This window comes from Herpetosiphon geysericola (assembly GCF_001306135.1).
In the GTDB taxonomy this organism is placed as follows: Bacteria; Chloroflexota; Chloroflexia; order Chloroflexales; family Herpetosiphonaceae; genus Herpetosiphon; species Herpetosiphon geysericola.
Window position 1 is genome coordinate 95,882 of record NZ_LGKP01000013.1, and the last position, 13,261, is coordinate 109,142.

The 13,261-nt window shown below is 50.2% G+C and carries 11 protein-coding genes; 7 read left to right on the plus strand and 4 right to left on the minus strand.

Annotation, left to right across the window (positions count from 1 at the left end):
• Positions 1–75 precede the first annotated feature (75 nt).
• Positions 76–1,050, plus strand: coding sequence for an aldo/keto reductase (locus SE18_RS08060; RefSeq protein WP_054533925.1), 975 nt, complete (start codon positions 76–78; stop codon positions 1,048–1,050).
• 34 nt (positions 1,051–1,084) lie between these two features.
• Here the strand turns inward: SE18_RS08060 and SE18_RS08065 are convergent, their stop codons facing one another.
• On the minus strand, positions 1,085–1,531 hold the full coding sequence (locus SE18_RS08065; protein ID WP_054533926.1) for a hypothetical protein: 447 nt from the start codon (positions 1,529–1,531) through the stop codon (positions 1,085–1,087).
• A 94-nt stretch (positions 1,532–1,625) separates the two neighbouring features.
• Between SE18_RS08065 and SE18_RS08070 the strand changes: the two genes are divergently transcribed.
• The 3 genes from SE18_RS08070 to SE18_RS08080 all read left to right on the plus strand — a co-directional run bounded on the left by SE18_RS08070 (position 1,626) and on the right by SE18_RS08080 (position 5,199).
• The gene (locus tag SE18_RS08070) at positions 1,626–2,567 is read left to right on the plus strand and encodes a glycosyltransferase family 87 protein (protein WP_054533927.1); all 942 of its coding nucleotides are present in this window, start codon (positions 1,626–1,628) and stop codon (positions 2,565–2,567) included.
• A gap of 135 nt (positions 2,568–2,702) precedes the next feature.
• Entirely contained in the window at positions 2,703–3,425 is a 723-nt protein-coding gene (locus tag SE18_RS08075) for a hypothetical protein (RefSeq protein WP_054533928.1), read from the plus strand.
• Positions 3,426–3,519: 94 nt separating this feature from the next.
• A complete protein-coding gene (locus SE18_RS08080) occupies positions 3,520–5,199 on the plus strand; it encodes an FG-GAP repeat domain-containing protein (RefSeq protein ID WP_054533929.1) in 1,680 nt (559 codons plus the stop codon).
• A gap of 68 nt (positions 5,200–5,267) precedes the next feature.
• On the opposite strand, the gene SE18_RS08085 is transcribed toward SE18_RS08080, so the two are convergent.
• From SE18_RS08085 to SE18_RS08095, 3 genes are all read right to left on the minus strand, one after another.
• Entirely contained in the window at positions 5,268–7,508 is a 2,241-nt protein-coding gene (locus SE18_RS08085; RefSeq protein WP_054533930.1) for a clostripain-related cysteine peptidase, read from the minus strand.
• Between the two features lie 56 nt (positions 7,509–7,564).
• Positions 7,565–7,756 carry a hypothetical protein gene (locus tag SE18_RS08090; RefSeq protein ID WP_054533931.1) on the minus strand — a complete coding sequence of 64 codons (192 nt, stop codon included), beginning with the start codon at positions 7,754–7,756 and terminating at the stop codon, positions 7,565–7,567.
• A gap of 308 nt (positions 7,757–8,064) precedes the next feature.
• Positions 8,065–9,288 (minus strand): MFS transporter, encoded by a 1,224-nt coding sequence (locus tag SE18_RS08095; RefSeq protein ID WP_054533932.1) that lies wholly within the window; start codon positions 9,286–9,288, stop codon positions 8,065–8,067.
• 395 nt (positions 9,289–9,683) lie between these two features.
• Between SE18_RS08095 and SE18_RS08100 the strand changes: the two genes are divergently transcribed.
• The 3 genes from SE18_RS08100 (at position 9,684) to SE18_RS08110 (ending at position 13,258) form a co-directional block, all read left to right on the plus strand.
• On the plus strand, positions 9,684–10,481 hold the full coding sequence (locus tag SE18_RS08100) for an alpha/beta fold hydrolase (protein ID WP_054533933.1): 798 nt from the start codon (positions 9,684–9,686) through the stop codon (positions 10,479–10,481).
• Between the two features lie 220 nt (positions 10,482–10,701).
• A complete protein-coding gene (locus tag SE18_RS08105; RefSeq protein WP_083469781.1) occupies positions 10,702–11,718 on the plus strand; it encodes an expansin EXLX1 family cellulose-binding protein in 1,017 nt (338 codons plus the stop codon).
• A gap of 82 nt (positions 11,719–11,800) precedes the next feature.
• Positions 11,801–13,258, plus strand: a complete 1,458-nt coding sequence (locus SE18_RS08110; protein WP_054533934.1) for a serine hydrolase domain-containing protein — start codon at positions 11,801–11,803, stop codon at positions 13,256–13,258.
• The last annotated feature ends 3 nt before the right edge of the window (positions 13,259–13,261 follow it).

Sequence of the window (13,261 nt, forward strand, 5' to 3'; positions counted from 1 at the left end):
TTTGGCATAAAAATGTGTTACCCTAAAGCTGAGCCGAAGCCTACCCCAAGGCTTTGGATAGTGTGAGATGCTCGTATGAAAAACCCGTACACGATTTCACGAACCGATCTCCAGATGGCGCCAATTGGCTATGGCTGTATGACGATTGGGGGTAATTGGAGCAACGAGCCGTGGACGAGCAGCGAATATGAAACTGGGCGCAAAGCCCTTGCTGCGGCACTGGAGCAGGATATTACGCTGTTTGATCATGCTGATATTTACACGCGCGGCAAATCGGAGCGAATTTTTGGCGAGCTTTTGGCTGAACAACCAAGCTTGCGCGATCAGATCGTTTTGCAATCGAAGTGTGGCATTCGCTTTGCAGATGAGCCTGCTGGCTCGCCGCAACGCTACGATTTTAGTTACGACCATATTATTGCCTCGGTTGAAGGCAGCCTCAAACGGCTCAACACCGATCACCTTGATCTGCTGCTGTTACACCGCCCTGATATGCTGGTCGAGCCAGAGGAAATTGCGCGGGCGTTTGATCAATTGCAACAAAGCGGCAAGGTACGCTATTTTGGGGTCAGCAACCATTCGCCAGCCCAAATTGAGCTAACCCAAGCGGCGCTTGACCAGCCGTTGGTGGTTAATCAAGTGCAATTGAGCTTGTTGCACCATCAATTAATTAGCGAAGGCATTGATACCAATCGCAGCAATTTGGCTTTTAATGCAGCTTTTGGCTTGCTTGATTATTGTCGTTTGCACAAGATTCAAATTCAAGCGTGGGGGCCATTGTCTGGTGGTCAGTTAGTTAATTTCAAGGATGATGCGCCAGCCAATGTTAAGGCAACTGCGGCCTTGGTCAATCAATTGGCTGAACAGTATGGCGTAAGCTCCGAAGCGATTCAATTGGCATGGTTGTTGCGTCACCCAGCCCAGATTTTGCCAATTATTGGCACCACCAACCCAGGCCGAATTGCTGCCACCAAAGAAGCGTTGCAAATCGAACTCAATCGCGAAGAATGGTATCATCTGCTAGCAGCAGCCCGCACCGCAAACGTGCCTTAAGCAGATTAAACGAGCGCTGTGGTTACCACAGCGCTCATTCCAATGCATAAAATCGATCGATCAAGCTTTGATCAAAGGTCATATCATGGCTGATGAGCATCGGGACGCCCACGCTACCAGTAAAGACAATCATTGGGCCACACCAGGCGACGATTTGATGCACAATCCATAAGACAAGTTCATAATTCCCTTTGTGAAAATGAATATCGAGTGGTTCGTGCTCGTCGCCCTTGAAGTCACTAAACCAGATTGGCGTATACTGATAGGCTTCGCGACCTTGAATATATAAATCGCAAACCTTATCATTAATCATTTCGCTGACTGTATACTCAGGAAAACGCTGAAAGAAGGCCCGCATTTCGGCTAGGCTGGGATAGCGACTATCAGCATGTAATTTTGGTAGCGTAATCCCATATTCGGCTAACCAATCAGCCATCTCAGGATCACACATAACTGGAATCATGATGATTGAATCACCCATAAATCTCCTTATTGAAAAGCTTTGAACTGCGTCAGTTGTTATTCGCAGCGCAGCAGCTCGGTAAACATCGTTGAAGTATTGAGGAACGCAACCGATGAGCCAACAACCAACCATCAATTGGCGAAGAATTGCATGGATTAGTTCGATTGTGATGGTGCTCTTTTATATTGGGATCTCATTTTTCTTTGATTATGGCAGTGATTTATATAATCATTATATGCCATTTGCCAAAGGTTGCCTTGATTGTGGCTATGTTCCCTATTATGCGCGTTGGTTTTTGGCTCCATTAGCGCTTTTGCCAAAGAGCTTGCTTGCGTGGCCAATTTGGAACATCATTATGTTTGCAGTTCTATTTTGGCTGATTTACACGCTTGATGTTAATCCATTAATCGTAGCCTCGTTTGCGGTTATTGGCCAATTTTGGTTGGGTCAGATTGATATTTATTTATGCATTGGAATTTATTTAATTCTCAAGCACGAAAATCCATTGGTGAATGGAATTGGCTTATGCTTTTTGGCAATTAAGCCGCAAATTATGGCCTTAGCTATGCTCTATCTGCTGATTGGCCAACCATTGCCTGTTTTAGCCAAAATGTTGGTAGCACCGATTATTCTGGCCTTGCTCAGTTTTGCGGTGTTTGGCATCGATTGGCCTGTGCGTTGGTTGACCAATACTGAATCGTTGCCAGTGCATATGTGGCGCTATTCAGCCTTAGATACCTGGCGTTTTGGCTTGCCATTTATTTGGATTCCCCTGCTTTTCAAGCAGCGCGATTTGCGAATTGTGCTGAGTATTGCGGTGATGGCCCTCGCTTCGCCGTTCTTCGGTATTTACACCTACATGGTTTTGGTCTTGTTCTACCCTAAATGGTGGACGATTCCGTTATCGTATGCATGGGTTTTGTTTATTCCCTTGGCTGGCTCAACCGCCATGCGCTTTGCTTGGATTCTGCCGTTGGCGATTATTATCCATATTTGCTATACGAATTGGCCGCAAAGTTGGTGGGCGCAACGTCAACAACGTTTGGCCAACTAAATTCTGCCGCATCTAGCCGCAAGCATAGTGCTACTTGCGCGCATCTCAGCAGGAAACAGGCTTGTTTTCTGCTGAGATTTTTTAGATAATGGCTACAACGTAACTTAGAATACTGAATTATTGGGAGGAGGATGGATGCAACGCTGGCTTGCCCAAGGATTGATCTTAATTGCGGTTGTGGTAGCAAGTATTGGGGCCTTGGTTTGGATTAATCAGCAGCAGAATTGCCAAAAAGTCAGCCTGCTTTTTATTGGCAATAGCCATACCTATGGCCATGATATGCCCAATTTGTTGGCGGAATTGGCTGCTGCTGGTGAGCCGCGTTATTGCCTTGAAATTGAAACCGTGGTTGAAGGTGGCGCAAGCCTAGCCAAGCATTGGCAGGATGGAGTGGGATTGCAAGCCTTGCAACGCCAGCAATGGCAGTATGTTGTGTTGCAAGAACGCAGCCTTGGGCCAATTGAAGATCCGCAAGGCTTTCAACAGGCAGCAAGCCGCTGGATGCAGACGATTCGCCAGCAAGGCGCAACGCCAGTGCTTTTTGTGACGTGGGCGCGCGAGTATGCGCCAGAGCAGCAAGCCCAGATTAATGCAGCTTATGCCCAAACTGCTGGGCAACAGGCAATCTTGGTTAAGGTTGGTGCTGCTTGGCAACAGGTTCGCCAACGCGATCGCTCCATCGCACTCTACGAGCCAGATCAAAACCACGCCACATTAAACGGCGCCTATTTAACCGCCTGCGTTTTTTACACAACCCTCTTGCGGCCACCAAGCCAAAGTTTGCCAAATTTAACCGATTTGCCCGATGCCCAAGCCCAATACTTGCAGCAGGTTGCGTGGGACGTAACTCAAAACTAAGGATTCTATTGAGCCAGCCTTTCTGCTATAATTTGTTAGAACTTCATTAGAGAGAACAACCAAGCTTCACACTCGATTGATGGGAGATTTTCGCATGACAACCAGCTTTTTTCGGCGTGGCCTGCTCGCAAGTGTTGGCACTCTTTTGGTGGGCAGTGTATTGATTGTTAATGCTAACAGTCAAGGTTTAACTGTTCCCAACCTACCCAATCTTATTGATTTTCAGCCAGTGGTAACTTATGCTGCGCCAAGTCGGCCTTGTGAATTAGGCCGCGGCGACTTTAACGGCGATGGTTTTGTTGATTTGGCAACGACTAATCAATTGGTAGGTGAAGTTCAGATCTTTATCAATGATGGTGCTGGTGGTTTTCCTACCCGCGCGAGTTATGAGATTGCCGCTCCTTGTGGAATTGATGTTGGCAGGCTGAACAATGATCAGCACCTCGATATTGTGGTGACAAATCAAAACTCAAATCGACTGGTTGTGATGCTGGGCAATGGCGATGGCACGTTCGTGCTGGGACAATCGTTTGCTACTGGTTCACGCCCAACCGATGTGATTTTGGCCGATTTCAACCAAGATACCCGGCTCGATGTGGTCGTAACCAACATTAATAGCCAAAGTTTGAGTGTTTTATTGGGCAACGGGAATGGTACATTTGCCAATCAGGTTGTTTATAGCGTGCAAGCATCGCCAACGCTCGAAGCAGTGGGTGATCTGACTGGCGATGGCTATCCTGAGGTGGTTGTGGCTAATGCTGGCAGCGATAGCATCAGCGTGCTGCGCAATAACGCCAATGGAAATTTTGCTGCTGCGGTGCATTATCCAGTTGGACAGATTCCGCATAGCGCTGGAATTGGTGATATTGATGCTGATGGCGATAACGATATTCTTGCTGTGAATCGCTGGGAACAAAGCATGACCCGCTTGATTAATAATGGCACTGGGAGCTTTAGCCCACTTACGCCAACTATTTTCTTGCAAGGCCCGGGCGATATTGAAATCAGCGACCTTGATGGCGATGGCGTGCTGGATATTTTGGCAACCAATACGATTACCGATGTCGATCCTGGCACGGTCAGCATTTACTTTGGTTTAGGTAATGCCAATTTTAGCTCGCCGCAAATCGTGACTGTCGGCGTGCATCCAACCTCATTAATCTATGCCGATTTGAATAACGATGGTTTAATTGATCTTGCCACCTCGAATTTTTATGGCGATAGCATTAGTATTTTGTTGCGCCGCGTTCCGCTTGCAACCGCAACGCCGACCAGCACCTCAACGAGTATGCCAACTGAAACACCAACCACTACTGCAACGCCAACCGAAATTCCAACCATCACACCAACAGTGCAGCCAAGCGTTACGCCAGGGGTTGGAAACTCGCTGACCTTCTTGCCTTTGGTCACGAATCAGCGCCAGATCTTTCCGATGGTGATCAATCCAATTGCCCAAGCCTTGATTCCGATCGCTCAGCAAGGCCAAATTTACTACACCACGACCTTGACGATCAATGGCCCATTGCCAGCAACTGGTCGTTTCTATCTCTCGGCGCGCAGCGATGCGGTGGCCGAAGTACGGGTTGATGATCGCATGACGGTTTGGGCGAATAATCAAATTTTGTATGAAAATACCTTGACCACGCCGCAAATTGTTGAAGTTTCGCGCAGCGAGTTGCAAACATGGCTCGATCAACCGCTAACAATTACCTTCCGCGATGTGGCTGGCTCGGTCTATGGCAATAGCGAAGTTTGGTTAATTTGGCAGCCCTAATCCATTCAGAGAGCTAAAATAAAGCAAGGCGCTGGTATAAAAACCAGCGCCTTGTGTGTTTAAAGCAATTATTCGACGATCAAGGTTTCGTAGGCTGAATAGACATTGCCATCAAAATCTTCGGCAAAGAAACCAACCAAATAGTTGCCTGCTGGAGCTGGCTCAAGCTTCCATGTAAAGTTATCCGAGCCAAAAACGAAATCTTCGCCTTCGTAATTGACAAATTCGCTCTCGCCTGTTTGCTGCGATTCTTCGAGCCAAGTATCGAGCAGCACAAATTTATCGCCGGGCTTGGGGTTGATTTCGCGCAACGAGCCGGTATCTTCCTTGCCCGTGTAGCCCAGCACTTGCACCAACTCGCCATTGCTGAACAACAACAAAGCGCGGCGGCTCTTTTTGCCTTTGGCGGTCGTGTACAAGCCTTCAACCGTGTAGGTTGCCTCTTCTGGCGACGCGCCATAATCTTCGGGGCTGAATAAGGCTAAGCTCGATTGGGTTTCGTTCTGCATGGCAAACACTTGGGTATCCCACTCGAACTCAATATCAATCGTTGAGGCCGTGCCCCAATCGGGATAAAAGACCCCGCCAATTTCGCGCGTTTGCTCAGCATCAAGATAATCCATATCCAACACGCGAATTGCATCGGATTCTTGATCGTAATAGCCGATGAAGATATAAACAAAGGCAATATTATCGCCAGTGATGCTGCTGTTGAGCACAACAGGCCGATCGAGGCTGGCAGTTGTGGACGAAAGCTGAATCGGCGCAACCGTAATTGGGTCGGCACCAGGAGCTTCGACATCGCCGACATCGACTGGTTCAGGCGTTGGCTGGCGTTCGATGGTTGCGGTTGGTTGCTCAACGGTGGTTGGCAAGGGCTTTTTGGCGTATTGGAAGGCCAAAAATTCATCCCACAACGAATCATTAACGAAGCTTACCGCGACCGTGTTATACGATTTATAGCCAGCATCGGCGCTCGTGTAGAGCTTCGAATTGGGAAAGTGAATCGAAATGCCAGTTGCGCCAGCTTTTTCGTCGCCATGTTTTTCTTCGATCAAGCTCTTGTCGATGGCCTTAATCAAGTCGTCGGCGGCTTTATTGACGCTTGGCACATTGACTTTTTGCTTGAGCAATTGGGCAAAGTGGCCAAGATCAATATAGGGCTTGGGCTGATCGCTATCAAAAACACTCTCGAAGGCTTGGGTATAGCGGCGGGCGGCGGCTATATCTTTGCGTTCGGCCTCGGCCAAGGTGATCACTAAGCGATCAAGCGCATCAATAACTGCTGGCAATTTGCCCAAATCAACCGCTGTGAGCGTAATGGCCTTACGCTCTTGCACTAACACTTCTTCGGCAGAGACCTCGCCATCGAAGTCGTAGGTACGCGAAACATACTTGGCCCGTGCATCGTCATCGAGAATTTGTTGATCTTGCTCGATGTAACTATCGACGATCGCCCGCGAAAGCTCAGCGCCATCAATCTCTGGGCTATCGGTTAGGCGGCCAAGAATGGCGGCATAGGCCCAACCAAGCGATGGCTCGACCTCTTGCGAGGCCACTGCATAGCGGGCATAGGGCGCAATCGCGCTATAGACCTCAACATGGCTCATCAAACATGCATCAAAGCCAATCAGTTCAAATTCGCCAATTCCGGTTTCAGCGATGATATGTTCAAAAGCTTCGCTCATTTCCATCAGAAACAGCATATCGCCAAAGCTCTCGGCCAAGGGAATATCGTGGCGACCCAAAGTTGAAGGTTCGGGGTCAGTCCAGCCACCTGGCCAGCCCGAGCCATGATCCGACATAATGAGCACATATTTATCCGAGGGATAGGCTTTGGCAGCCCATGTGACAAAATCGATCAGCGTATCTGCATCGGCCATGTTTTGCTCGCCAAGGTCGGCAAGTTCCTTGGAGTTCATTTGCTCAAGGTTGTCGTCTTGTTCGATGTAAAAGCGTTTGGTGCTGGTCCAATCGCCATCGCCATCGTAGCCACCATCGTAGCGATCCATTTGGGCGACCACGCGCACCCGATCGGTCGAGCCAACCAATTCGGCCTCGTTGAGATCGTTGAGCATATCTTCCTCAAGAATCTCATCGTCGGCATCGGAGTAGAGCATAATCAGCCAGGTCTGATCATCGCGGCCAGCGGCGGTGCGGGTTGGAGCGGCAGGTGTGGCTTGGCCAGCAATCGGAGTGCGTTTTGCCACCGGAGTTGGTTCGGAGAGATCGGCACAAGCGGCTAAGAGCAAGAGTAAAACGAAGCTAAAACGCGTCAAACGCCAGCGTCGCGGCGCAATCTGCTGCATACAACACTCCTACAAAGTGCAAAAATCGGCGAGTATATCCAATAATGAACTGATGATTATTCGTTGTCGTTGCCACTTGGGCGGCGGCGTTTGCGCAAGGTAATATGTTCGTCTGCTTCCTTGGCTGGGCGACGATCATGCTGATCGCTCGCGTGATCGAGATGATCATCGACGCTATTGGTTTGAGCTTTTTTCAGCCCATCTTCGGCTGCTTCGCGAACTTTTTTCGCAATGTCTTCAGGCTTCATCAAAGAACTCCTTTTAACGATTAAAGTGCCTAGTAGATAGAGCATCGTGGCGCAGATTTATTGCAGTTGGGGCATGCTTGGATTATACCATCGCTTGCTGCTAGAATACGGCTACAAAGCAAACGAAAAAGGAGAGGTATAGCGCATCAGCTATGACATCTATGAGCCTGAGGATTGGCCAGCAGAATGGCAACCCTATGCAATTGGCGAACGCTAAATGGTTTAGGCCTCGTAGCTGGCCTAAAAGCAGAATGCACTATGCTTTTAATGGGCATAGTGCATTCTGTGGGGTTTGCGATTGGTTCTGATTATGAATGCTCTGCTTCTACATTGCTGGCTATGCTTATGGGCTTTTGAACCCGTACTGCTACGATATAGACCCCAATCATCACTGCATAGACGACGAGCAAACAGATGGGGATAATTTCTAGCGACATTCGGCGCGCGAAAACGCCCAACAAACTGGGGATGACCGCTATGCCAAAGCCAGTTGCGGTCATTTGCATGCCGATGGTATTGGCTGCATGGTGGTCGCCTACGCGAGTTTTGGTGCCCGACATCAAAGCGGGAAAGATCGGCGCAATCGCGAGGCCAATGATGGCTACAGCAACTACATTCGCGAGCGGCGAGGGATTCCAGAGCAGCAGCGCTGCCCCAAGAAATGCTCCAGTTAAGCCGCCCAACACCAGCCGATGCACTCCTAAACGAGTGGCGATCAGGCCAGCCACAATCCGCCCGATTGTAAAGCTAAACCAATAGCTCCCAGCAAAGAAGCCCGCCAACGTTGGCTCCACGCCGCGCGATTCGGTCAGCAAACTGTATGTCCAAGTACCAAGCGAGGCCTCACCACCAACATATAGGAAAAACAGCGTGATGCTAAGCCAAACCCGCGGCTGGCTCAAGGTTGTGCTCATTGGCGTTTTATAATCGGTCAGGCGGATTTCTGGCTCTGCACTGGCGGCAGCAGTATGCCGACTCCACATATGCCGAGTCAGGGCAAAACAAAGCGCCAAGCCAATTTGGAAGCAGCCGACCACCAAATAGCCAAAGCGCCATGTATTGAGGTTCGAAAGCCCTAAGGTCATGATGATTGGACCGAGCGTTACCCCAACGCCCCAGCTTGCATGCAACCATTGCATTAGGCCTTCGCTAAAATGGGCTGCCACATAGGTGTTGAGGCCTGCATCGATCGCGCCAGCGCCCATGCCAGCAAGCGTGCCGAGCGCCGCCATCATCCACCATGCAGGCACAAGGGTATAGCCAATTAATGCCACTCCGGTGAGCAAACAACTAATAGCCAGCATTCGGCCTACGCCTAGTCGCGCCAACAACATGCCGCTTAGAAAAGTCGAACCCATATACCCAACAACCGAGGCGGTCAAAAATAAGCCAATTGCATCAAGCGGCTGGGCGAAACTTGCGCGAATCGAGGGCCAGCCAACTCCCAGCAGTCCATCGGGCAGCCCAAGAGCCACAAAGGCAATAAACGCGAGGAGAATCAGGCCAAGGTTGGCCGGACGTTGGATCTTCACAGTATATCCTTTCGAACTGCAATCGAATCTGCTTTATCACCAGCGTGGCGGGACTGATCACCCTGATGAGCTGCAACAACAATTCACAATTAACCCTCAGCATTGGGTGGTTAATTCGTGCCTATTGCTGTGCGCAGACCATCATAGCCGATAACCACTCGTTGAATGCAGTAGAAAGCAATATCGATTCAGTCATAACTAGCGCTAAGGTTTGGAGCACAAGCAGAAAGGCCGTTGCTAGCGTTTTCAGGGTTGCAAATTAAACGCTTTTGCGCGATGATAGCCATAAAAATAGCATGGATGTTCGATTAGCGCCATGCATGGTCGGTAGGCTAGCGCAAGACTGCTATAGACCCGCAGCCCATTTGCTGCCCATTGCGAAAGGAGCGTGATGTATGCTTGATTCAAACGTAGTTCAAGGCCAGTATGTCGAGCTTAACGGACTGAAACTTTACTATGAGGTTCATGGGAGTGGTGCGCCGCTCTTTTTGCTCCATGGGGGCGTGAACCCCAGTGATACTTTTGGGCCGACCTTAACAGAGCTGGCAAAGACGCACCAAGTGTTTGCCGTACATTTGCAGGGCCATGGTCAAACGCTCGATAGTGATCGACCACTGCGCCGCGAGTTTATGGCCGACGATGTAGCCGCGCTGATCGAGCTGTTGGGGCTTAACCAAGCAGCCGTGATGGGCTATTCGATGGGGGCTGCGGTGGCGTTACAGTTGGCGATTCGCCATCCTGCGCTTGTGCAGCGCTTGGTGCTCGTCTCAACCCCCATGCGCCGCGCCGATGCCTACCCAGAGGGGATTGCTGGCTTTGATACCTTGGGTGCTAACGCGCCGCAGATTGGTGCTGCTTTGCAGCAATCGCCATTGGCCCAGCTCTACCCCGCTGTCGATTGGACGCGACTCTTTACCAAGCTGGGCGAGATGCTGGCCCACGACTATGACTGGTCGGAGGCGGTGGCGACACTACCGATGCCAGTGATGCTGGTCTTTGCTGATGCAGACTGTTGGCGGCCTGAGGGTATTATTGATTTCTACCGCCAGCTGGGCGGCGGCCAGCGCGATGGCGGCATGGATGGTTCTGGTCGGCCAGCTGGCCAGCTAGCGATTGTGCCTGGCACAACCCATTACACGCTGATGGCAACACCGCTCGTCGCCCAGCTCGTTGCCCCGTTTTTGTTGGCGTAGCGCTGGTATTGGCATGCGTTTAAGGTTGTAATGTTAATGGCTGATCATTGCCATGTGATCAGCCACTGGTCGATTGCCGAATTGGCTACAGCTGCGCCACTTCGAAGCTTGACATTTGTAAAAATTTGCTTAAAGTAGTGTTTGTAATTTCATTGAATTTATTAACATCCTAGCCAAGAATGAAATCACCATGGTGTTGTTATGCAGTTTGGAGGATTTTATGGCGCGGATTCAATCGAAACGCATGCTCATTGGCCTGTGGTTGGTGTTGGCTATGCTGCTTGCTTCGGCTGTGTTGGTTGCCCAAAGCAATGCGCAATCGATCCAGTCACTTGGCAATCCATGGGCGTTGCGCACTGGTCGGGCGACCCATTATGACCCAACGGTTGGCATGGGCAATTGTAGCTTGCCGTTGCCCAGCGATTTGCTGGTGGCTGCAATCAATACCAGCGATTATGGTTTGGCCGATTATTGCGGAGCCTCTGTGACCGTCAATGGGCCACGAGGCAGCGTAACGGTCAAAATTATTGATCGTTGCCCAGGCTGTGTGGTTGGTGGGATCGACCTTAGCCCGCAAGCCTTCGAGCGAATTGCCGCGCTTGAGGCTGGTAACGTGCCAATTACATGGCAATTAATCAGCGCTCCCAATCTTAGTGGTAAGCTGATTTACAATTACAAAGAAGGAAGTAGCCAATGGTGGGCTGGGGTTCAATTGCGCAATCATCGCAATGCAATCGCCAAGTTTGAGTTTCGCAATCCCCAAGGGGTTTTTCAAGCTGTCGAGCGGGCGCATTATAACTATTTTCTGGTGCCCGGCGGCATGGGCACAGGCCCTTTCACATTCCGAATTACTGATGTGTATGGCAATGTTGTGACCGATAGCAATATTCCGTTGCGTGCTGAGGGCGATGTCGCTGGCACTCAGCAATTTCCCTATGTTCCTAACCCTAGCAGCACCAATACGCCAACAACTATAGCAACCAAGCTTCCAACGAGCACCAGCACGCCAATTCCAACGCTGATTCCCGCGAGTGCCACCCCAACCCTTGTGCCAACCATGGCCCCGCCATCGCCAACCGCAACTCCCAATGGAATTAATCCTTGGCAGGCTTACACCAGCTATAGCGTTGGCAGCCTTGTGCTGCATAATGGCATACGCTATCGCTGTATTCAAGCCCATACCTCTTTGCCCGGCTGGGAACCGCAGATTGTACCAGCGCTTTGGCAACCAATATAGGTTTGTCCAAACTTCATGCTTGTTGCACCTGCTGCTACGATAGCAAGCAGATTGCAATGGCTTGTGCATGGAGTTTATTACTATGATTTTACATAATGAATATCGCTTGCCACGGACAGCGCCTGAACAACAGGGTATTTCGTCGCTCGGATTGTTGCGCTTTATCGAAGCACTTGATAGCCAGATTCACGAGCTGCATAGTGTGATGCTTGTGCGCCATGGTGCGGTTGTGGCCGAGGCATGGTGGTCGCCATACGCTGCTGAACGACCACATTTGTTGTTTTCGCTGAGCAAAAGTTTTACCGCGACAGCGATTGGGCTGGCAATTGACGAAGGCTATTTTGCCCTTAATGATTCGGTTATCGGCTTTTTTCCTGCTGAAACCCCGCTGGTGGTGAGCGACTTTTTGGCAGCAATGCAGGTTAAACACCTGCTTACGATGGCAACTGGCCATGCGAGCGACCCATGGACGGCGATGAATGAACGAGCTGATGGCAATTGGATTAAAGCCTTTTTGGCGTATCCAATTGCGACTGCGCCTGGCAATCAGTTTGTTTATAACACAGGTGCGACCTACCTGCTCTCAGCAATTATTCAAACAACGACTGGTATGCGTTTGAGCGACTATCTTGGCCCGCGTTTGTTTGCACCCTTGGGGATTGAGCAAATGCACTGGCAGGAATCGCCGCAAGGAATTACGCTTGGCGGCATTGGCCTAAGCCTGACCACCGAAGCGGTGGCTAAATTTGGTCAGTTGTATTTGCAAAAAGGTCTGTGGAACAAACAAAGAATTCTTTCCGCAGCTTGGGTGGAGCAAGCGACGGCACTCCAGATCGCAAATGGTGATGATCCTGATTCTGATTGGGCGCAAGGCTATGGCTATCAATTTTGGCGTTGCCGCCATGGAGCCTATCGTGGCGATGGCGTGTTTGGCCAATATTGCCTTGTGCTGCCAGCGCAGGATGCAGTGCTGGCGATAACTGCTGGAATAGATGTGTTTGCGATGCAGCAGCCCTTGGATTTGGTGTGGCAGCTGTTGTTGCCGATCATGGGCGCTGACAGTTTAGCTGCTGATCCTGCTACCCACCACGGGTTAACTGAAAAATTGGCAAGCTTGCATTTCCCCACAGTTGCAGGCCAAGCGAGCTCGCCGCTTGCAGAGCTGGTTTCTGGCCGCAGCTATGACGTTGGCGCCAATCGGCTCGGGCTTGAACGGATACGTCTGCACTTTAACGCAACTGGTTGTCACCTGATTTGCCAAACAGCGACGAGCCTAGAAACGCTTGCTTGTGGCTATGGAGTTTGGCAGACTGGAGCGACGGCGCTGTTTCAGCAAGCATTTTTTGGCCATACCCCGTTTGTTGCCAGTGGGGCATGGATAAGCGAGACGAGCTTTACAATGCAGCTGCGGCTCCACGAAACGCCATTTGTGTATACATTAACCTTGGATTTTATTGATGCTGAATTGCTGATTGAAATTCGAGTTAACACCGCCCTTGATTCGTTAGCGCCAGTGCTATTGACCGCGCAGCAGGCTTGATTT